General features: G+C 68.7%; 19 protein-coding genes. 6 read left to right on the top strand and 13 right to left on the bottom strand.

What is annotated here, in order from left to right; genetic code table 11:
* Positions 1-83 precede the first annotated feature (83 nt).
* From QMX83_RS12615 to recC, 10 genes are all read right to left on the bottom strand, one after another.
* A complete protein-coding gene (locus QMX83_RS12615; RefSeq protein ID WP_282296989.1) occupies positions 84-884 on the bottom strand; it encodes a hypothetical protein in 801 nt (266 codons plus the stop codon).
* A 27-nt stretch (positions 885-911) separates the two neighbouring features.
* Positions 912-1,115, bottom strand: coding sequence for a hypothetical protein (locus tag QMX83_RS12610; protein WP_282296988.1), 204 nt, complete (start codon positions 1,113-1,115; stop codon positions 912-914).
* A 1-nt stretch (position 1,116) separates the two neighbouring features.
* Positions 1,117-1,551, bottom strand: coding sequence for a hypothetical protein (locus tag QMX83_RS12605; protein WP_282296987.1), 435 nt, complete (start codon positions 1,549-1,551; stop codon positions 1,117-1,119).
* Between the two features lie 10 nt (positions 1,552-1,561).
* Positions 1,562-1,819 (bottom strand): hypothetical protein, encoded by a 258-nt coding sequence (locus QMX83_RS12600; RefSeq protein ID WP_282296986.1) that lies wholly within the window; start codon positions 1,817-1,819, stop codon positions 1,562-1,564.
* A gap of 86 nt (positions 1,820-1,905) precedes the next feature.
* Positions 1,906-2,550, bottom strand: a complete 645-nt coding sequence (locus tag QMX83_RS12595; protein WP_282296985.1) for a DUF2589 domain-containing protein — start codon at positions 2,548-2,550, stop codon at positions 1,906-1,908.
* 48 nt (positions 2,551-2,598) lie between these two features.
* Positions 2,599-3,093, bottom strand: a complete 495-nt coding sequence (locus tag QMX83_RS12590; protein ID WP_282296984.1) for a DUF2589 domain-containing protein — start codon at positions 3,091-3,093, stop codon at positions 2,599-2,601.
* A 95-nt stretch (positions 3,094-3,188) separates the two neighbouring features.
* The gene (locus QMX83_RS12585) at positions 3,189-3,716 is read right to left on the bottom strand and encodes a helix-turn-helix transcriptional regulator (RefSeq protein ID WP_282296983.1); all 528 of its coding nucleotides are present in this window, start codon (positions 3,714-3,716) and stop codon (positions 3,189-3,191) included.
* Positions 3,717-4,108: 392 nt separating this feature from the next.
* A complete protein-coding gene (recD, locus tag QMX83_RS12580) occupies positions 4,109-6,016 on the bottom strand; it encodes an exodeoxyribonuclease V subunit alpha (RefSeq protein WP_282296982.1) in 1,908 nt (635 codons plus the stop codon).
* Positions 6,013-9,651: an exodeoxyribonuclease V subunit beta gene (recB, locus tag QMX83_RS12575; protein WP_282296981.1), complete on the bottom strand. Its 3,639-nt coding sequence runs from the start codon at positions 9,649-9,651 to the stop codon at positions 6,013-6,015. The genes recD and recB overlap by 4 nt, the downstream gene beginning before the upstream one ends.
* Positions 9,648-12,992, bottom strand: a complete 3,345-nt coding sequence (gene recC, locus QMX83_RS12570; RefSeq protein WP_282296980.1) for an exodeoxyribonuclease V subunit gamma — start codon at positions 12,990-12,992, stop codon at positions 9,648-9,650. The genes recB and recC overlap by 4 nt, the downstream gene beginning before the upstream one ends.
* A 151-nt stretch (positions 12,993-13,143) precedes the next feature.
* Here recC and QMX83_RS12565 point away from each other — a divergent pair, with 151 nt between their 5' ends.
* From QMX83_RS12565 to QMX83_RS12540, 6 genes are all read left to right on the top strand, one after another.
* A complete protein-coding gene (locus QMX83_RS12565; protein WP_282296979.1) occupies positions 13,144-13,932 on the top strand; it encodes an ABC transporter ATP-binding protein in 789 nt (262 codons plus the stop codon).
* Positions 13,932-14,681 (top strand): MlaE family lipid ABC transporter permease subunit, encoded by a 750-nt coding sequence (locus tag QMX83_RS12560; protein WP_125361957.1) that lies wholly within the window; start codon positions 13,932-13,934, stop codon positions 14,679-14,681. Before QMX83_RS12565 ends, QMX83_RS12560 begins: the two co-directional genes overlap by 1 nt.
* Before the next feature lie 68 nt (positions 14,682-14,749).
* A complete protein-coding gene (mlaD, locus tag QMX83_RS12555) occupies positions 14,750-15,274 on the top strand; it encodes an outer membrane lipid asymmetry maintenance protein MlaD (RefSeq protein WP_282296978.1) in 525 nt (174 codons plus the stop codon).
* Positions 15,271-15,933: an ABC transporter substrate-binding protein gene (locus QMX83_RS12550; protein ID WP_282296977.1), complete on the top strand. Its 663-nt coding sequence runs from the start codon at positions 15,271-15,273 to the stop codon at positions 15,931-15,933. Before mlaD ends, QMX83_RS12550 begins: the two co-directional genes overlap by 4 nt.
* Entirely contained in the window at positions 15,923-16,234 is a 312-nt protein-coding gene (locus QMX83_RS12545; RefSeq protein WP_282296976.1) for an STAS domain-containing protein, read from the top strand. The genes QMX83_RS12550 and QMX83_RS12545 overlap by 11 nt, the downstream gene beginning before the upstream one ends.
* A 1-nt stretch (position 16,235) precedes the next feature.
* On the top strand, positions 16,236-17,243 hold the full coding sequence (locus QMX83_RS12540) for a VacJ family lipoprotein (RefSeq protein WP_282296975.1): 1,008 nt from the start codon (positions 16,236-16,238) through the stop codon (positions 17,241-17,243).
* A 40-nt stretch (positions 17,244-17,283) separates the two neighbouring features.
* Here the strand turns inward: QMX83_RS12540 and QMX83_RS12535 are convergent, their stop codons facing one another.
* From QMX83_RS12535 to QMX83_RS12525, 3 genes are read right to left on the bottom strand one after another with little or no spacing between them, the layout of a single operon-like run.
* The gene (locus QMX83_RS12535) at positions 17,284-17,844 is read right to left on the bottom strand and encodes a glutathione peroxidase (RefSeq protein ID WP_282296974.1); all 561 of its coding nucleotides are present in this window, start codon (positions 17,842-17,844) and stop codon (positions 17,284-17,286) included.
* Positions 17,845-17,880: 36 nt separating this feature from the next.
* Entirely contained in the window at positions 17,881-18,279 is a 399-nt protein-coding gene (locus tag QMX83_RS12530; RefSeq protein WP_282296973.1) for a hypothetical protein, read from the bottom strand.
* Between the two features lie 58 nt (positions 18,280-18,337).
* Positions 18,338-19,708, bottom strand: a complete 1,371-nt coding sequence (locus QMX83_RS12525; protein WP_282296990.1) for a DNA recombination protein RmuC — start codon at positions 19,706-19,708, stop codon at positions 18,338-18,340.
* Between the last annotated feature and the right edge of the window lie 67 nt (positions 19,709-19,775).

Raw genomic sequence — 19,775 nt, 5'->3', positions numbered from 1 at the left:
AAAGCAGGGGGGAAAACACGAATTGTTAAAACCCCGCGCGCCCGCGCTCCCGGTGGAGCGCGGGCGCTGTGGAACCCCGGCTATCAGCGCTCGGACCGACCCAGGCTGCAGTTGGGCACGCACTCGTTGATGGCCTTGCTGTCCGGTGCCGCGTCGATCCTCAGGCTGGCCGCCTCGGCGCGGAGGCTGATCACCAGCCAGCGATCCACCAGCGCATCGCAGAAGGCACCGCCATTTCCCGGCAGCACCGCAAACCAGGTGCCGGCATCGTTGCGGCCCTCGTAGCGCAGCGGCACACGGCAATTGCGCGGGCTGCCATAGACCAGTTCGCTGCCTTCGTCGCCAGGCTCACGGCCCTGCAGGCGCAGGGACAGGTCGAGGTCCACGCCACCGGCGGTGTGGACGACACTGGTCCAGCGGCCGCTCAGCGTCGCGTCCATGGCCACCTCTTCCGGTACCTTGCCTGCCGCCCACAACGGCTGCACCCACTGCAGCCCGCCGGCCCGCAGCTCCAGCTGCGCGGTGTCGCCCTCGGTGCGCAGGACCGCCACACCGGGAGTCCAGCGGTCACAACGGCCGCCGCTGCTGTCGATGAGGTCGTAGCGTTGCACGCCGTCGGTCTGCGCGGTCGGGCGCGCGGTGACCCGGCACGGGCGCGGCGGGCCAAAGGCGAGCTGCACGCCGTCCTTGCCGGGCTGTGCGACCACGCGCAACGGCGAGGGCCGTCCGTTGACGCGCTCCACGCCGATCCAGAGCGGGCGCACGGCCGGCGCAGCCGCCGCTTTGGCGGTGGACGACGACGGCGTGGAGGATTGCGCGGCGGCCACTGCCGGGGCCAGCACGGTCAACAGGGCCCAGCCACGCCAGGCAAGCGGTGTCTTCATCGGGAATCTCCAAAGAAAGGTTTCAACTCACAGATAGCGGGACAACAGCAGCACGGCGAACACCAGCACCCACAGCGCCAGCAGCAGGGTTCGCCGTTGTCGCTGCTGCTGGCGCGCGCGCGCAGCGGCGCGTTGCGCACGCCGCTGTTCCAGTTCCGGAGCCAGCCATTGGCGCACCTGGCGGGCATCGGCATCGTTCAGTTGCAGGCGCAGGCGCGGGGAACGCGGCATGTCAGGTCTCCTCGGCTGTTCCGGGTGGATCACCGCCGATGCTGAAGCGACGCAGGCGCTGACCATCCAGCAACAGCTCCCCACGCAGCGGATCGGCTCCTTCCAGACGGAGGGTCAGCAGGTGCTCGCCAGGGGCCTCGCACGGGCACAGCATCAGCCCCCACGGGGCGTCGCTGCCTTCGTCGGGTTCTTCCACGCAGCAGTCGATGCGGACCTCGAGCCGGCTGCCCAGCAGTCCGTGCGGGACCACCAGTTCGGCCAATGGCACGTCCTGGGTCTGCCACTGGCCATCCACATAGGTGCTGACCGCGAGGGTCTGGCCGCTGCCCAGGCGGGCCTGCACACGCTGCAGATGCTCGTGCCTGCCGTACCTGCGGGCCTGCAACAACGCGTGGGCCAGCGTGTGGATCAGATCATCGAGCGCATGGTCGGCCATCACCGCGCGCTCAGTCGGTCATCCAGACCGGCCGGCGCGGGAAGCCCACGTGATAGGCCAGCCACTGCAGCACCACCTGGTGCTCACCGATCTGCAGGATGGTGAAACTGCGTTCAATGCCGAGGATGGAACCCTTCGGTGTGTCGCTCAGACAGCGGTTCAACAACGCCTGGGCCTGGGCCAGGTCGTCATCGGTGAGCATCTGGGTCGGGTTGTTGCTGCCTACCACGATGCGCTTCACGTACTTCACGTCATTGAGATCGAACATGGTCGTCTTCCCTGCGCTGCACATGACGAACCCGCCGCGTCGTGACGACGCGACGGGTCACGGGTGGTGACCCGGGATGGCACCAATCACGCCGGAACCGGCACCGGAGCCCCCACCTTGCGCGGGGCTGCGGCGGTCTGCAGGATGTCCAGCACGCGCGCCAGGCCTTCCGGCATGCCCTTGTCCTCGGCATGCACGGCCACGGTGTACTTGGCCGAGTTGTCCGAGGTGCGGGTGTTCTCCTTGTGCGAAGCGACCGAGCCCTGGAGATTGACCTTGGCCGAGAACAGCCCCCAGCCGAACTTCATCTCCGACTGCATGCTCGCCGAGTAGTCCTGGCTTTCCTTGGAGGTGAACGACGACTTCACCTCCATCTCGAAGTTCACATCCACGGTGTAGATGCTCAGGTTGGGCACCTTGACGATGGCCAGCAGCGGAACTTCCAGCTCGACTTCCTCTTCGGCGAACGGCTGGGTGTCCTTGGTGGCCGGATCCAGGTTGTCGACCGGCCGCTTGAAGCGGAACAGCGCCGTGCGGGTGTCGCCGACCGCGTTGGGGTCGGTGTTGTTGGGATCGGTCGGCGGCAGGAAGCCGACCGCGCGGATGAAGTTGGCGGTGGCCTGGGCCAGTTTGATCTGCGAGTCGCAGGCGGCAGTCAGCGGGCCGCCGATGAGGTCGCTCATCGGAAGTCCCTTGAACTGACTGGAGATATTGACGAGTTCATCGGGCATGACAATTCACTCCTGTGGATGGATGGATCAGTGCAGGTACTGCGGGAATCACGTCGCTTTGATGGTCTTGAACACCCCCTGGCTCTGGGCCAGGTGGTTCATCAGCCGTGCCGCACCATCAGTCGGCTCGGATCCTTCCACGCGCAACTGCACGTGTACGTTGCCCACGCCCTTGCCGCGGCCGGTATCCAGTCCTACTGCTCGCGCCGCCGGCCGCGGCGACTCCCAGGCTTCCGTCGCGCCCGACGCAGGCGGGAACGGATCCTCGGCCCCCAGCTCCGCCAGGTCCGCGTTGAAGCTGATCTCCACCTCCCGGATGCGCAGGTTGTTGGTGGAGACCAGCGGCAACAGCGGCGCGCGGTAGAGGTCCTCATCGCCTTCCTCGGCCTGGGGGTGCAGCGAGGGCATGCGGATGGTGACGCTTCTGGGCCGGTTGTCTTCATCGAAGTAGTCGCGCAGGTGCGAAATCTGGTGCATCTCGATGCTGTCCTGGGCCTCGATGACGGCCCCTGCCAGCGCTTCGATCAAAGTGTGGAATGACATCGTGCCGCTCATTTCGCCCTCGCTCCGGGTCGTGGTCCACGGTGTTATTGATAGCCGTCACGCCGGTGCGGTGTGCGGCTCGGTGTTGCGCGGTGTTATCCGCGCGTTGCACGCAGGCTCGACGGCGGTTCGCCGTAGTGATGGCGGTAGGCACGGCTGAAGCCGGACAGGCTGACAAAGCCGACCGCATAGGCCACGTCCGAGACATTGCCTTCGCCTTCACGCAGCAGCCGTTGCGCGAGCTGCAGACGCACCGTGCGGATCAGCTCGCCGGGCGGGTGACCAATGCTGGCGACCAGCTTCCGATGCAGGCTGGTGCGCGACATGTTGAGCGCTGCGGCGAGCCGGTCCACCGACAGGTCTTCCTCGTCGGCGTGATGCTCGATCCAGGCCCGCGCGCGATCCACCAGCCGTGCCGCCGCCGTCCCATGCGGTCGGATGCGGCTGCGTGCGAGCAGGCCTTCCCATGCGGTGTCGGCGACGTCGTCGACGCAGCTCTGACAACTGCAGTGGCGCATGTGGTCGAGCACCGCCAGGCTCCAGGCCAGCAGGCGACCGTCGCCGTCCCGGCTGAGCGCACCGACACCGGGCAGTCCCCCCAATGGATGAGGGATGAGTTCCAAACCGCGTTCCAGTACATCCATAACCGAGCCGCCTCCTTCTGGTGAATGCCACGTCACCGACCGAAGGCTCCGTTGTGAAGATGGACGGAACACGCATGGACGCATGACGACAGCGGGGGATCCCCTACGGCGGAGTGGTCGAATGCGACGCCGCAGCACGCATACCGGTGTACCCTCAGTGCCGTGCACAGGGTTGGCGATGCGTTGCAGACATTTGTCGGATCGTTGCAGCGCGGTGTTCGTATCGGCCGCGTCTGCGTATTACTGGATCAGGCGCGACCGCCCTCGTGCGCGCGACACGCTGCAACTGTGATGCATCTCACTACACAACAGAGATGCCGAACACATCATGCAGGAAATGCATGCGCGCATCGCGCCGCACACCCGCGTATTCAGAACAGATCACCCTGGGTCGGTCCGGCCGGGACCTCGTGCTCGGCGGCAGCCGTTTCCGGTTGCCTGCCGCCCCCCAGCCGCGCCGACAACCCGGACAGGCGGCTGGCGTGTCGCGCCAGGGCCGCGCGAAACACGTCTTCACCGCCCAGCACGTGCAGCGAATGTCGCGCGCGGGTCATGCCGGTATAGATCAGCTCGCGCGACAGCACCCGCGTATCACGGCGGGGCAGCTGCAGCCAGACGGACTCGAACTCCGAGCCCTGGGCCTTGTGCACGGTCATGGCGAAGGCGCTTTCATGTGCCGGCAGCGCCGCCGGATGGAAGGCACGTGGCTGCCCGGGGCCATCGCCGGGGAACCAGGCCATCACCGCGCCCGTGCCGTCGCGCAGGCAGATGCCGATGTCGCCGTTGAACAGTCGATGCCGGTAACTGTTCTCGGTGACCAGCAGCAGGCGGCCGTGGAAGTAGCGCGGGCCGGAACCGGCCCGCGTCGTGCCGGCCAACCAGGCTTCGATGCGCTCATTGAGACCGCGTGCGCCCTGCGGACCTTCACGCAATGCGGTAAGCAGACGCAGGCGGCCTGCCAGGGCCAGCGCCTGGTCCGGGTCGGCGGCCTCGCCCAGCGCGCGCCAGTGGCTCAGCAGTACGTCACGGTGCTGCTCCAGCGGATCGAGCTGGTCCTCATGGAAGTGCACACCGGCCAGATCGTCGCTGCGCAACAGCGCCAACGCGCTGTCCGCGTCGCCCTGGCGCACTGCTGCGGCGAGTGGAGCCAGGTCCAGCGCGTCGCTTTGCCGATAGCCCCGCTGCAGCTGCACACGCCGCCCCCGGAACGGGCGCGACGGTTGCTCCGGGGCCAGGTTCACCGATGCCAGCAGCGGTCGGAGCGCTTCAGCATCGTCGGCCTGCACACCGAGGCCATCGCCACTGGCGGCCAGGATCGCGCTGAGCACATCGCCCGCTTCCACCGAAGGCAACTGGTCGGGGTCGCCCAGCAACAGCAGGCGGGTGCCACTGCCGATGGCGTCCACCAGTTTGGTCATCAGCGGCAGGTCGATCATCGACGCTTCGTCGACCACGACGACGTCGTAAGGCAGCGGGTTGTCGGCGTGATGGCGGAAGCGCGGTGAATCGGGAATCACCCCCAGCAACCGGTGCAGGGTGGAGCCGCTGACCGGCAGCGCATCGCAGACGGCATCATCCACGCCCAACGCGCGCAGCGGGGTCACGGCGGCGCGCAGACTCTCGGCCATGCGTTCGGCAGCGCGCCCGGTGGGGGCGGCGAGCGCGACCTGCGGTGCAGGCTGACCTGCCTGCAAGGCCTGCGCGGTCAACAGCGCGAGCACGCGGGCGATGGTGGTGGTCTTGCCGGTACCCGGTCCGCCCGTGACCAGCACCAACGGATGTCGCAGCGCTACGGCCGCCGCGCGCGCCTGATGGTCCTGACCGGTGTGTGCATCCGGAAACAATCGCGCGAACAGCGGTGCCAGTGCGGCGGGATCGTCCGTGCCCAACGGTGCGCTGGCAATCCGCTGCAGCCCCTGCGCAAGGCGACGCTCGTACTCACGGTAGCGGCGCAGATAGAGCAGTCCGTGTTCCAGAACCAGCGGCGCGTCGGCCGCGGCGGCGACATCGTGCGCAGGCGTATCCACCCAGGGTGACTGGCGCAGGTGCTGCAGCCACGCTGCCGCTCCCGGCCAGTCCGCACCCGCGGCCTCCAGCAGGCGCTGGGGCTGGGCCGGATCGAAACCGGCGTGGCCCTGCGAGACCGCCAGCGACGCCAGGGCCGCGGCCAGCTGCACCGTTTCGGGAGTGTCCGGGCGCAGCCGGCGCAGACTCTGCGCCAAGGCGTGGTCCAGGGTACGCAGCGCACCGCTGCGGTGCAGGGTCGTGAGCAGGCTCATGCGTTCTCTCCCCGCGCGCGCGCGGCCAGTACCGCCTGTTGCGCAGGTCCACCGGCAAACAGCGCGTCCAGCGCATCCACCAGCGCCGGGTCGAAGCGGCGGCTGTAGACGCCTTCGCCGGGCACGGCCAGGCCCCGGCAGAACAGGTAGCGGATACCGCCCATGTCACGCGCGTAGTCATACCCGTCGCCCAACCGGAACCGCAGCCAGCGGTGCAGGGCCACCGTGTATACCAGCGCCTGCAGGTCGTACTCGCTATGCCGCATCGCGACCTCCAGCAGCCCCGCGCTGTAGCCCGGCAGGCGGTTGGACTTGTAGTCCAGGACGTACCAGCGGCCGTCACGCACGTAGGTAAGGTCGATCTTGCCGGTCATCAGCCCTTCCAGCCGTCGCCGCAGGCCGAAGCTGCGGCGCTCGCGCACCACGCCGTGCGCGTGCAGCACCTCCAGCAGGTCGCTCACCGCCGTGGGCTGCAGCGCGAAATGGAACTCGATTTCCGCCCGGCGCTGGGCGGCGGCCAGGCTGTGCAGCGCACCGCCCTCGGGCAGTGTCACGGTGAGCGTGTGACCCACCAGCGGCACCAGCACCGCCACGCCCTCGTCCAGGTCTTCGTCGGCATAGCCTTCCGTGCGCAGCGAGGCGCGCAGCGCGGCGTCCTGTCCTTCCGGCGCGTCAGCGCCGGGCTGCCAGTCGGCCCAGGCCGCGAAGTCGGTGTTCTCCAGCGCATGGTGCAGCACATTGCCGAAGCGGCTGCCCATGAAGCGCGGGTCGGGGAGGTCCACGATGGCCTCGTCGGCCGGTACCGCCGGCTCCAGCGGCAACTCGCCACCGGCCGGTTCGTCGGCTGCCGCTGCCGGCGCTTCGGTGGCCGCCGCGTCGGTGTCATCCTCGCCGCCGGCATCGGCCTGGGCCAGCTGGGTGAAGCTGTAGACCCACCAGTCGTGCGGGACCCGCCGGGTGACCGCGCGCACCGGCGGCAGCGCGCCTTCGCGTTCCGCCGGCAGCTGCGCCGGGCGCGGCGGCAGCGGGGTGTCGTCGATGGCGATATCGGGGTTGGCGTGCAGCGCATCCAATGGGGTCAGCAACGGGTGCAGCGGCGTTCGCGCCAGCCCGGCGAGGCCGCCGCAGGCGATCCACACGGCGTGCTCGGCGCGGGTCAGGCCAACGTAGAGCAGGCGCGCGTCCTCGGCGCGCTGCTCATGCTCACGCAGCGCACTGACCGCCTCCCAGCTCGCATCCTTGTCCAGCTTCCAGTGCAGCTCGCGGCCGTGCGGCGTGTGCACGGTGCAGTGGCCATCACTGTTGTGCGCGCCACCGTCGATGCCCACGAAGGGCAGGAACACCAGCGGATACTCCAGACCCTTGCTCTTGTGCAGGGTGACGATCTGCACCCGGCGCGCGTCCGATTCCAGCCGCAGCAGCTGCTGTTCGTCGTCCTGGTCGGCGTGTGCCATCTGCACCTGCAGCCAGTCCAGCAGACCGTGCATGCCCAGCGCGCGGGTGGACGCTTCCTGCAGCAGCTCCGCCAGCTGCAGGTAGTTGGTGAGCCGCCGTTCGCCGTCGATCAGCGCCAGCAGGCGCTCGGCCTGTGCGGCGCAGACGTCGGCCACGACCGCGAACGGGCCGCCGCGCTGCCAGCGTTCGCGCCAGTGCAGCAGCTGCGCCTGCATGTCGCGTTGCAGGTCTCCCTCGCGCTCCATGGCGGCGATCTGCGCCGCGGAGCGGCCCAGCAGGACCGTGGACAGTGCCGCACGCAGGCGACCTTCGTCGGCCGGCTGCAGCAGGGCCAACAGGAGCACGCGCAGTTCGCGCGCCTCGGCGGTGGCGTAAAGGCTTTGCTTGCCCGCCGCTACGGCCGGAATGCCCACGGCCGCCAGCGCCTGCTGGATGCGCGTGGCCTCACTGTGCCGGCGAACCAGCACCGCGATGTCGCCGGCCTGCACCGCGCGTCCGCGCAGCAGCGCGCGGCCCGCGCGCGCCTCGCTGAGCACGGCATGGATGGCGGCCACACAGGCTTCGGTGGCCTGCTGGCGCGAGGGATCGGCGTTGAGCGGCTTGCCATCGTCGCTGTGCAGCACGCGCAGGGTCAGACCCGGGGCGGCCACGCCGTCCCTCTGGTAATCGTCATCGCTGCGCAGACTGCCCGGCAGCACCGGCTCAAAGGCGATGTCGGCTCCCGCAAAGGCCCGCTCGCCGGCGTGGTCGTACAGCGCCTGCACCGCGCGCAGCACTGCCGGGCGCGAGCGGAAGTTGCGGTTCAGCGCCGGCGCGGCGGTCGCCACGCGCTTGGCGCTGAGATAGGTGTGGATATCGCCGCCGCGGAAGCCATAGATGGCCTGCTTGGGGTCGCCGATCAGGAACAATGCCGGCGTGAGTCCGGCTTCGCGCGTCTCCGCGCTGTGGCCGAAGACGGTCTTGAAGATGCCCCACTGGCGGTCATCCGTGTCCTGGAACTCGTCAACCAGCGCGATGCGGTACTGCGCACGCAGCTGGCTGACGAGGGTCTGACGGTCGGGTCCCTCCAGCGCACGCGCCACCCCGTCAATCAGATCGTCGTAGGTCTGCACACGACGCTGCCGCTTCAGTTCCTCCAGACGCCCGCGCGCCTGCCCGCGCAGGGCGTGCAGCAGACGCACCGCCTGTTCGCGCAACCAGGCGTCGTGTGCATCGGCGGCATGCCACCACTGCGCCAATGCATCGAACAGCGGCGAGCTCGGGCACTGCGCCTGCTGGCCGTCCTTGCAGTACTCCCGCAATGCCTCTGGCAGCAGCTTGCCCAGATGGGTTTTTTCGCCCCGCGCCCACGTCAGCGTGGCACGACCAGCCAGCAGCTCGTTGAAGGCCTTGTCGAAACTGGGGCGCTTGGCGCGCCGACCATCAAACACCTTGCGCTCGAACGCCGCGTCGATCGCGGTCTGCGCCGCCTCGACATGCGCGGTGATCGCGTCACCCAGCCGGCGTGCCGCTTCCTGCAACGGCACCGTCGGATCAGCGAGCGGCGCTGAAGCCACGGGCGGGAACAACGGCAGCGGCGCGCGCAGCGCGGGCAGGTCCGCCGCCAGTGCTTCGGGGGTTTTCCACAGTCGCAGCAGCGCGTCGAGGGTGGCCGGATCATTGGCATGCACCCGCCACAGGTCGGCCGCCAGTTCCTCGTACAACACGCGCTCGCCAGGAATCAGTTCCGGCGGTTCGAAGGTCTGTCCGCTCTCCAGCGCGTACTCGCGCAGTACGCGGGTGCAGAAGCCATGGATGGTGAAGATCGAGGCCAGGTCGATCTCGTCGGCCGCGATCTGAAGACGGCGCGTGAGTGCCGCCGGGCGCTCGCTGCCACTGTCCAGGTGTCGCTGCAGAATGGCGCGGGTCAGGCTGACGTCCGGGCTTTCGTCAGCCGCGACGGGCTGTTCGACCAGCCGCGCGGCCAGCGCCAGGCGCTCGCGGATGCGCTTGCGCAGCTCCTGTGTGGCCGCGTCGGTGAAGGTCACCGCCAGAATCTGGCCAATGCGCAGGCCACGCTCCACCACCAGCCGGGTGAACAGCGTGGCCAGGGTAAAGGTCTTGCCGGTGCCGGCGCTGGCCTCGATCAGCTGCACGCCGTCCAGCGGGAGGGTCAGGTAGGGGTCATCGGCCGGGATCATGCGGCGTCCTCGCTGCCGAAACCCTGGAACACCTGCGCCTGGCGCACCGCCTGGAACACGGTGAAGCTGATCTGCAGCAGCTCCGCATAGCGCGCATCGTCGTTGAACAGCGACTGCCCGCGCAGCGCCAGCTGGTAAGCCTCGCCGCTGCCCTCGCCCCAGCTGCGGTCGCTGCCGTGCCACTGCTTTGCTCCCTCGACATGGCGCTTGGCAGCCGGCGCATTGAACACCGCCCAACCGGTGTAGGGGCCGTACGGCAGCGGTTCGCGCAGCCCGCGCGCACGCAGTCGCAGCAGCGCCGACAGCGCGGCGCGCGCCTGCGCCGGTTCCGGTGGCGGCACCACATGCGGACCCAACCCGTCGTCACCGGCATCGTGGAACTGCACCAGCGGCAAGCGATCGCCGGCCGCATTGGCCAGCAGCCAGTCCAGTCCGTGACGGATCGCGGCCGGTCCATTGAGGGTGCCGGCGCGCAGGCGCACCAGTCCGTGTGGATGGCGATCATTGACGCGGCCGAACAAGGTCAGCCCGTCGATCTGAATCTCGTAGCGTCGGCTTTCCAGCGGCATGCCCTGCAGCCACTGCGCCAAGGCCTCCGCGTAGGGTTGCGACTGGGCCTGCACAGCGGCGAACTGGCGTTCGCCGAGCGCACCGGAGGGGACAAGGCCACGCGCGCGCAGTCGCGGGTACAGTGGCGCAGTGTCGCCCTGCAGCGTGGCGTTGATGACCGCCAGCTGCAGGGTGCGCTGCTCAAGGCCGCGCCCGGCGATCACCAGCGGTTCGACATCGTCGACGTCCTCCAATGGATCCGGCAGACGCAACCCCAGTGCCTGCGACAGGAACTGCCCGGCCGGATCGACCAGCATGCGGCGCAGTGCGTCCAGTGACAGGGTGTCTTCGGCGGCCGCCTCCGCCGGTGTCGGCAAGGCGCCGTCGAACCACGCCGGCGGCAGATGGCGGCTGACGCCTGACTGCTGCGCGGCGGGGTGCCAGGCGCGCTGGTAGCTGAAGCGGCGAGGTTCGTCGCCGCCGCCGAAGGCAGCCGGCGAGAACGGCTGCAACGCGTGCTGCACGGTGAAGTCGCGCGTGGCCGTGACCGGGTCGGCGTGGTACGCCGCCGCCGCGTCGATCAGCTCACTGACCAGCACCGACGGTTCGCGCACGCTGCCGTCGCGCGGGTCCGCGCCCAGATAACTCAGGTAGAACACATCCTGCGCGGCAGCGAACAGCTGCAGGAACAGGAAGCGGTCGTCCTCGCGGGTGGAGCGGTCGCCGGGACGACGGCGCGGGGTGTCCAGCTCGGCGGTGAGCTGGTTGAGCCCGGCAGCCGGGTCGCGCCGCGGGAAATCGCCATCGTTCAACCCGAGTACGCAGATCACCCGGAACGGCAGCAGCCGCATCGGCACCATGCGGCCAAAGCTGATGCCGCCGGTCAGCAGCGGCGCGCGCGTGTCGGCTTCGCCGAGCACGCCGGTGAAGTGCGCACGGATCACGTCGGGCGGGACGGGGGCGTCGAATCCCGCGCTGGCGGCTTCGTCGGCGAACTGGTTGACCAGCTTGCGCAGGCGCTCCAGCGCGCGTTGCCCCTGTGCGGTCGCAGGCGGCAGCGGCAGCAGTGCATCGAGCAGGCCCAGCAGGCGCTGTCGCCAGTGTGTCGGGGTGAGTGCTTCAGCCAGGCGCTGCTGGCTGAGCGCCAGCACCCGCAGCAGGCGGATCAAACGGTCCAGCGCCTCCAGCGCGCTGCCTTCCAGCTCCGGCCACGGGGCCACGCCGGCAATGTCACCTTCATCGCCACTGGCGTGCCCGAGCAGCAGGCGGTCCAGCGCGAACTGCCAGGTGAATGCATCGTCGGCCGGTGCCTGGTGGCGCTCACGATGCGCGGCGTTCAGCCCCCAACGTGCGCCTGCTGCCAGCAGCCAGTCGTGCAGGCGCTCGAAGGCGGCGCTGTCCAGGCCAGAAGCTTCGGCCAGCGGCGCGCTGGCCAGCAGATCCAGCACTTCATTGAGGCCGAAGCGGGACACCGGCAGCGCCAGCAGATGCACAAACACATCGGCCAGCGGCTCACCGGCCAGCGGGCTGGTGTCCGCCAGCGCGTAGGGGATGTGCTCCAGGTCACCGCTGCGACCACCGAACACCGCTTCCAGATACGGCACGTACGGGTCGATGTCCGGTGCCAGCACGGCGATGTCGCGGGCCTGCAGCGGTGGGTCGAAGCGGGTGTCCTGCAGCAGCGCGCGCAGCTGGTCATGCAGCACCTGCAGTTCGCGCAGGCGGGTGTGGCAGGCATGTACCTGCAGGCTGGGGTCGTCGGTGCGCAGTGCGGCCAGAAGATCGCCCGACGGCGTGCCGCGGCGATGGAACAGGTCGCGCTGCAGACGGTGCAGCAGGCTGTCGGCCAGCCCGCCCTGATCGAGAGTGGCGCGCGCGTCGTCCTCGGGATCGGCGTAGGCGGCGATCTCGCCGGACGGATGCACCACTTCGTAGCTGCCCAGCACCGCCATGAAATCGCGGCCGGCCGCGCCCCAGGCCTGGAGCAGGCGATTCTCGCCGGCGGATTCCCCGAACGGATCCGGCGCACCGCTGCGCAGTTTTTCGGCCAGGGTCTGCAGGTCGCCCCAGTACGCCTGGGTCGGCGTGGGCAGATAGAAATGCAGTTCGCCTACGCGTGCCTGGGTCGCCATGACCCGCAGCACGTCCGGCGAGATGTTCAGAGTGGCAAAGGCCGACAGGCGACGCGGCAAACCCTGCGGCAGCGGTCGACCGGGGCCTTCGAACCGGTCCAGATAGGCCTGGATCCGACGCGCGCGATAGGAATGTCCCTGCGCCACCGCCCGCCACAGGATGGCCTGCGGATCGGCCGGATCCGCCCCGGATTCCCAGCGGAGGAGCCAATCGCGACGCCACGCCTGGTACTTCTCGAAGACGCTGGCCAGCTCACCGGCGAGGGCCCAGGGCAGCAGCGGATCGGGACCGGACAGATACGCACGCAGCGCGCGCAGGGGCGGCTGGGCCAGCAGGTCGGGATCGCGCAATGCCTGATACAGGCGCCAGCGCATCCCGGCCGCGTCCAGGTCGTCCGCTTCACCGTCGACATTGGCATTCAAGGCACGGGCGACGAACTCACCGGGGGTCAGGAATTCCAGGTTGGCGGCCACACCAAACTCAGCGGCCAACGTGGAGTGCAGCCAGCGTCGCATCGCCACCTGCGGGATGAGGATCACCTCCGGTTCCAGCAGCGACTGCCCGGGCACGGGCGCGCGCACGTGTCGCGCCAGCAGGGCCGCCAGCACATCAAGGGAATTGGAGTGATACAGCCGGAAGTCGGCAGCGGGGTCGCTCATTGCGCACAGTGTGCCGGATTGTTCCACGGGGTGGCGGGATTGGACCGACCGTTCCACGACATTGCCATGCGAGAATACTGCACGGTCCAGTTCGGTTATGTTCAGCCGCCCCCTACGATCTTAGAACGTTGGAAAATTGTTAATGGCGTCCATGACGGCTTCCCACGATCCATTGGTGCAGTTGAATGACGTGCGCATCGAGCGCGGCGGTCGCGCGATCCTGCGCGACGTTTCGCTGTCGGTGCCGCGCGGCAGCATCACCGCCGTGCTGGGTCCGTCAGGCAGCGGCAAGTCCACGCTGCTGGCGGCGCTGACCGGCGAACTGCGCCCGGCGGCGGGGTCGATCACCCTGTTCGGGCAGCCGATTCCCACCGGCAGCAGCGCGCTGCGCGACATGCGCCGCAGCGTGGGCGTGCTGCTGCAGGGCAACGGCCTGCTGACCGATCTGACCGTCGCTGAGAACGTGGCACTGCCGCTGCGCACCCACACGCGCCTGCCGATGCCGGTGCTGCGCCGGCTGGTGGACATGAAGCTGCATGCGGTGGGTCTGCTGGCCGCGGCCGATGCGTGGCCGCGCGAGCTGTCCGGTGGCATGGCGCGGCGCGTGGCGCTGGCCCGTGCGCTGGCCCTGGACCCGCCGCTGATGATTTACGACGAACCGCTGACCGGGCTCGACCCGATCGCCAGCGGCGTGATCATGAGCCTGATCCAGCGCCTCAATCACAGCCTGGGACTGACCAGCATCATCGTCAGCCACCATGTGCATGAAACCTTGCCGATCTGCGACCAGGTGATCGCCATCGCCAATGGCGGTGTGGTCTTCCAGGGCACTCCGGCCGCACTGGAGGCCAGCGACGACCCGCTGCTGCGCCAGTTCCTGCATGGCCAGCCGGACGGTCCCATTCCATTCGATGCCGCGCCTCGCGCGAAGGTGGCCTGATGCCGTTTGTTGAAGCCACCCGCTCGCTGGGCCGCGCCGGACTGTTCTCGCTGACCGTGCTGCGCGGCTCGCTGCCCAGCGCCGACTTCCTGGCCGAGCTGACCCGCGAGATCTACAAGATCGGCGCGCGTTCGCTGCCGATCATCGCCGTGGGCGGAGCCTTCGTCGGCCTGGTGCTGACCCTGCAGGGCTACCGCACGCTGACCACGTTTGGTGCCGCCGATGCGCTGTCCACGCTGCTGGGGCTTTCGCTGTACCGCGAGCTGGCCCCGGTGCTGACCGCGCTGCTGTTCATCGGCCGCGCCGGCAGCTCCATCGCCGCCGAACTCGGCCTGATGCGCGCCACCGACCAGATCAAGGCGCTGGAGCTGATGGCCATCGACCCGATCGCCAAGGCCGTGGCCCCGCGCTTCTGGGCCGCCGTGCTGACCGTGCCGCTGCTGACCGGCATCTTCTGCTCGCTGGCGATCAGCGCCAGCTACTTTGAAGCCGTGCACGTGCTGGGCCTGGACAATGGCGTGTTCTGGTCGGCGCTGAGCAACAGCGTGGACTTCTGGGACGACTTCGGCGTCGCCATGCTGAAGTCGGCGATCTTCGGCGGCACCGCCGCGCTGGTGGCTTCCTATGTGGGCTTCCACGCGGAACCCACCATCGAAGGTACCTCGGTGGCCACCACCCGCGCGGTGGTGAACGCCTCGCTGCTGGTGCTGATGTTCAACTTCGTGCTGTCGGCCATGCTGTTCCGCTGATTGGCTCTGTACCCCCTTGATACCCGCCTGGTCCGCCAGGCACCTGACAAACAACGGTGAGACATTCCATGGCCATCCGCGGTCCCAGACTCGAATTTTCCGTCGGCGCGTTCCTGCTGCTGGCGCTGGCCTCGCTGCTGGTGCTGGCGGTGGCGTCCACCAACCAGCGCTGGGGCTTCGGCAGCGACGGCTATGAACTGAAGGCGCGCTTCACCCAGATCGGGCAGCTGCGCAAGCAGGCTCCGGTGAAGATCGGCGGCGTCGTGGTCGGCCAGGTCGGCAACATCGAACTGGACCCGACCCGCTTCGATTCCATCGTCACCCTGAAGCTGGACGGCAAGTTCAAGGACCTGCCGGCCGACACCTCCGCCGGCATATTCACCAGCGGTTTGCTCGGTGAGAGCTATATCGGACTGCAGCCGGGCGGCGACCCGGACGTGCTCAAGCCCGGCGACGAGATCGTCTTCACCCAGCCGGCCGTGGACCTGATCCAGATGGTTGGCAAGTACATGTTCAGCGGCTCGGGCAATACCGGTGCCGCTTCCCAGGAAGCTCCCGGTGCGGACGCGCCGGCAACGGAACCGCAGAAATGACCCACAAACTGATCCCCGCGCTGCTCGCTTCGGCCCTGCTGGCCGCCACCCCGTCGCTCGCCCTGGCCCAAGCCGCTCCGGCTGCCGCCACCGCGCAGCAGGGTCAAGCCACCAAGGTCGTGCTGGACGCCAGCTCGCGCATCCTGAATACCCTGCAGACCCGCAAGGCCGAGTTCAACAAGGACCCGGGCGCGCTGCGCACCTACATCGACAGCGAACTCAACCGCACCTTCGACCGCGACTACGCCGCGCGCCTGGTGCTGGGTGCCAACGCCCGCGGTGCCTCTGACGCCGACGTGAAGCTGTTCGCCGACGCCATGGCCGACAACCTCATGCAGCGTTACGGCTCGGCCCTGCTCACCATCCAGGGCAAGCCCAGCTTCCGTGCCAAGAGCGAGACCGCGCTGCCGAATGGCCGTGGCATGCGCGTGGCCACCGAACTGGTCCGTTCCGGCAGCGAGTCGACCCCGGTTGAATACCTGATGCGCCAGGTCAACGGCCAGTGGAAGATCTTCGACGTGAACATCGAAGGCATCTCCTACGTGCAGACCTTCCGCACCCAGTTCGACGCCCCGCTGCGCCAGAAGGGCATCAAGCAGGTCGCCGCCGACCTGCGCGCCGGCAGCATGCAGGCCGGACCGGCTGGCAATGGCAAGTAACGGCGCACTGCAGCTGGACGGTTCGCGCGCCCGCCTGAGCGGCGCGCTCGACCGTGCGGCCGTGGTGGCGCTGTGGCCGCAGCTGCAGGCGCTGCCTGCCGCGGTAAGCGAGCTCGACCTGGGGGCGGTGACCGGCGTGGACAGCGCCGGGCTGGCGCTGCTGGCCGAACTGGTGGCGCGCGCGCGCGCCGCCGGGCGTACGCTGGCCCTGCACGGCACCCCGCCGGGATTCACCGAACTGAGCGCCGCTTACCGGCTGGACGCTTCCCTTGATTTCAATGCCCTTTCTGCCGCGAGCTGACATGAACGTCGTACGCACTCTTTCCCTTCTGCTGCTGGTGGCGCTGCTCAGTGCCTGCGCGGCCAAGCCTGCGCGTGACAGCGCACCCGCCAGCGTGGCGGTGGATTCGACCCCGCCGGCTGACGCAGCGGTAGTCACTGACGCCCCGCCTCCCGCCGCCGCGCAGGCAGACACCGTGGCCGATGCTCCGGTTGTTGCCAGCGACGTTGCGCCGCCGACCACCGAGGCGACGGGCGACGCCGCGCCCACTGCTGCTGAAGACGACTTCGCCGCGTTGTACGGCGGTCCGGCTCCCAGCGCTGACGGCAGCAACAGTGCGCAGCCGTCCTACGATCCGTGGGAAGGCTTCAACCGCCGCGTGCACGCCTTCAATGACGTGGTCGACCGCGCCGTGGCGCGTCCGCTGGCCACCGCCTATACCAAGGTGGTGCCGCGCTTCGCCCGCACCGGCGTGACCAACTTCTTCAGCAACCTGCGCGCCCCGGTCACCATCACCAACCAGCTGCTGCAGGGCCGGCCGGGCGATGCCTGGGACAGCCTCGGCCGCTTCCTGATCAACTCGACCGTCGGTATCGGCGGCCTGTTCGATCCGGCCAGCGCCGGTGGCGTGCCGCGCCGCAGCGAGGACTTCGGGCAGACCTTGGGAGCCTGGGGCTGGCGCAACTCGCGTTACGTGGAACTGCCGTTCTTCGGCCCGCGTACCGTGCGCGATGTGTTCGGTCTGGCCGGCGATATTCCGCTCTCGCCGATCCGCACCATCGAGGAGGACAAGGTGCGCATTCCGCTGCAGGGTCTGCAGCTGGTCGACATGCGTGCGCAGTTGATGGCGCTGGATGACATCCGCGACAGCGCCGTGGACGAGTACGCGCTGACCCGCGATGCCTGGCTGCAGCGCCGCAACTACCAGATCGAGAACGACCTGCGCGGCAAGCACCGCCGCGGCCGCGATGCAGAAGACACCGACCCGATTCCGGTCGATGCGATGCCGATGCCCAACTGGGGTAACTGAGCCACCGATGAAAAACCCCGCCGAGGCGGGGTTTTTTTTATCAGGCTGCCAGCGCGGCGTCGATGGCCGCCACGAGGCGGGCGTCGTCGGCCGGCACGTCCGGGGCGAAGCGGGCGATGACCTGACCGTCGCGGCCGATCAGGAACTTCTCGAAGTTCCACAGCACGCCCGGGGCCGGGTTGACCACCAGGTCGGGGAACTTGGCGACCGCACCCTGCAGCTTCTCGCGCATCGGGCCTTCGCCGGTGGCGCTCGGCTGGGCCTGGGTCAGCTGCGCGTACAGCGGGTGGATGTCATCACCGGCCACGCTGATCTTGGCGAACATCGGGAAGCCGACGTTGTACTCCAGCTGGCAGAACTGCTGGATGTCCGCTTCCGTGCCCGGCTCCTGGCCGAGGAAGTTGTTGGCCGGGAAACCCAGCACTTCCAGGCCGGCGGCCTGCTTGTCGGCGTACAGCGCCTGCAGGCCTTCGTACTGCGGGGTCAGGCCGCACTTGGAGGCGACGTTGACCACCAGCAGCACCTTGCCGCGGTAGTCGGCCAGCGACGACGGCTGGCCTTCGATGGTGGTGACGGGAATGTCGTAGACGGTCTGGCTCATGGATCTCTCATTGCAGAGGGTGAAAACTGGATTGAATCAATCGACGCAGATCGTACCCTGCGCCAACCCGCCATCGATGCGCTGACGGCAACCAAAGTTCTGGCTGATGTCGCGCTGGCACACACCGGTGGCCGCGCTACCCGCTGCCAGCTCGGTATCGCCGCTGGCCAGGCACTGCCCGCTGCAGTCGGACTTGGTGCGGCAGCTCTTGCCGGCATCGGCGTACGGCACCACGCACTGCAGGCGTTGCAGGCGACCGAGCGGCATCAACTGGCCGCCGACCGCGGCGCAGTCCGCTTCGGCAGCGGCGGCATCGGCCGCCCCGCCCAACGCGGGCACCGGGGCATTGTCACTGCTGGATGCAGTGGTGTCCGGGGCGGTGGTGGCGCAACCAGCCAACATCAACAGCGCGGACAGGATCAGGGTTAAGCGCATCGGGGGCTTTCCATTGGGAGAAACCCGATGGTAGGTCACCCCCATGCATCGCGACACCTTATTCGGTGTCGGTGTCCGCTTCTTCTTCATCGCCAGCGTCCAGCCCGATGTCGCCGAGCAGCTGCCGGGTCTGCTCGCCGCCCAGCGACTCCACCCCGCGCAGGCGGCGCTCGATGGTGCGGGTCTTGCGGCTGGCTTCGCCGAGGCTGCGGCCGACCGTGCTGATCTGCTTCTCGGCCTTTTCCAGAATGCCGGCGAACTTGCCGAACTCACTCTTCACCGCACCCAGCAGCACCCACACCTCGCTGGAACGCTGTTCGATCGCCAGCGTGCGGAAGCCCATCTGCAGGCTGTTGAGCAATGCCGTCACCGTGGTCGGGCCGGCCACCACCACGCGATGTTCGCGCTGCAGCAGGTCGACCAGACCGGGGCGACGGATGACTTCGGCATACAGGCCTTCGGTCGGCAGGAACATCACCGCGAAGTCGGTGGTGTGCGGCGGCACGATGTACTTGTCGCTGATCGACTTGGCCTGGATGCGGATCGCGCGTTCCAGCTGTGCGCCCTGCTGGCGCACACCGTCGACGTCGCCTTGTTCCTGTGCATCCAGCAGGCGCTCGTAGTCCTCGCTGGGGAACTTGGAATCGATCGGCAGCCACACCGGCACGTCATCCGGACTGCGGCCGGGCAGGCGCACGGCGATGTCGACCATTTCGCCGCTGTCCGGGCGCACTTTCACGCCACGCGCGTACTGCTCCTGGGTGAGGGTCTGCTCGAGGATGTTCTCCAGCTGCACTTCGCCCCAGCTGCCGCGGTTCTTGACGTTGGTCAGCACGCGCTTGAGATCACCCACGCCCGTGGCCAGCTGCTGCATTTCGCCGAGGCCGCGCTGCACCTGCTCCAGACGGTCCGAGACCAGCTGGAACGAGGCACCCAGGCGCGCTTCCAGCGTGCTCTGCAGTTTTTCGTCGACGGTGACGCGCATCTGGTCGAGCTTTTCGGCGTTGTCGCGCTGCAGGGTCTGCAGCTGCTGCTCCAGCGTGCCGCGCATTTCGCCGATGCGCTGTTCATTGCGCTGGATCAGGTCCTGCAGGCGCTGCCCGAGTGAGTCGCCCAGGCGCTGCTGCGCGCCGGTGCTTTCCTCGCGGGCCTTGCGCGCGTCGTCGTTGAGCGCGTCGCGCAGCAGGTCCAGGCGCTGGTCAGTACGGGTGGACAGGTCGGTCAGCGCGCGCGCGAAACTTTCCAGGCGCGCGTCCTGCTGTCGACCCAACCCTTCCAGCTGTTCGCGCAATTCGCTGCGGCCGATGCGCGCTTCCTCGCGAAGCGACTGCTCCAGGCCGTCATGACGGGAACGCCGCAGCAGGGTGGCCAGCTGCAGGACGAGGACGGCGCAGAGCAGGCCGCCAAGGATGAGGAATTCAGGTTGCATGCGCCCAGTGTAGGGCGCTGGCGTCTCAATGGCTGCGTCGTGGCCGCCGCTGCGCGCATGGCAGCGG

This window comes from Stenotrophomonas sp. PS02289 (assembly GCF_029960115.1).
In the GTDB taxonomy this organism is placed as follows: Bacteria; Pseudomonadota; Gammaproteobacteria; order Xanthomonadales; family Xanthomonadaceae; genus Stenotrophomonas.
The sequence above is the reverse complement of the archived record's forward strand: the minus strand, read 5'-3'. Positions and strand labels throughout refer to the sequence as shown.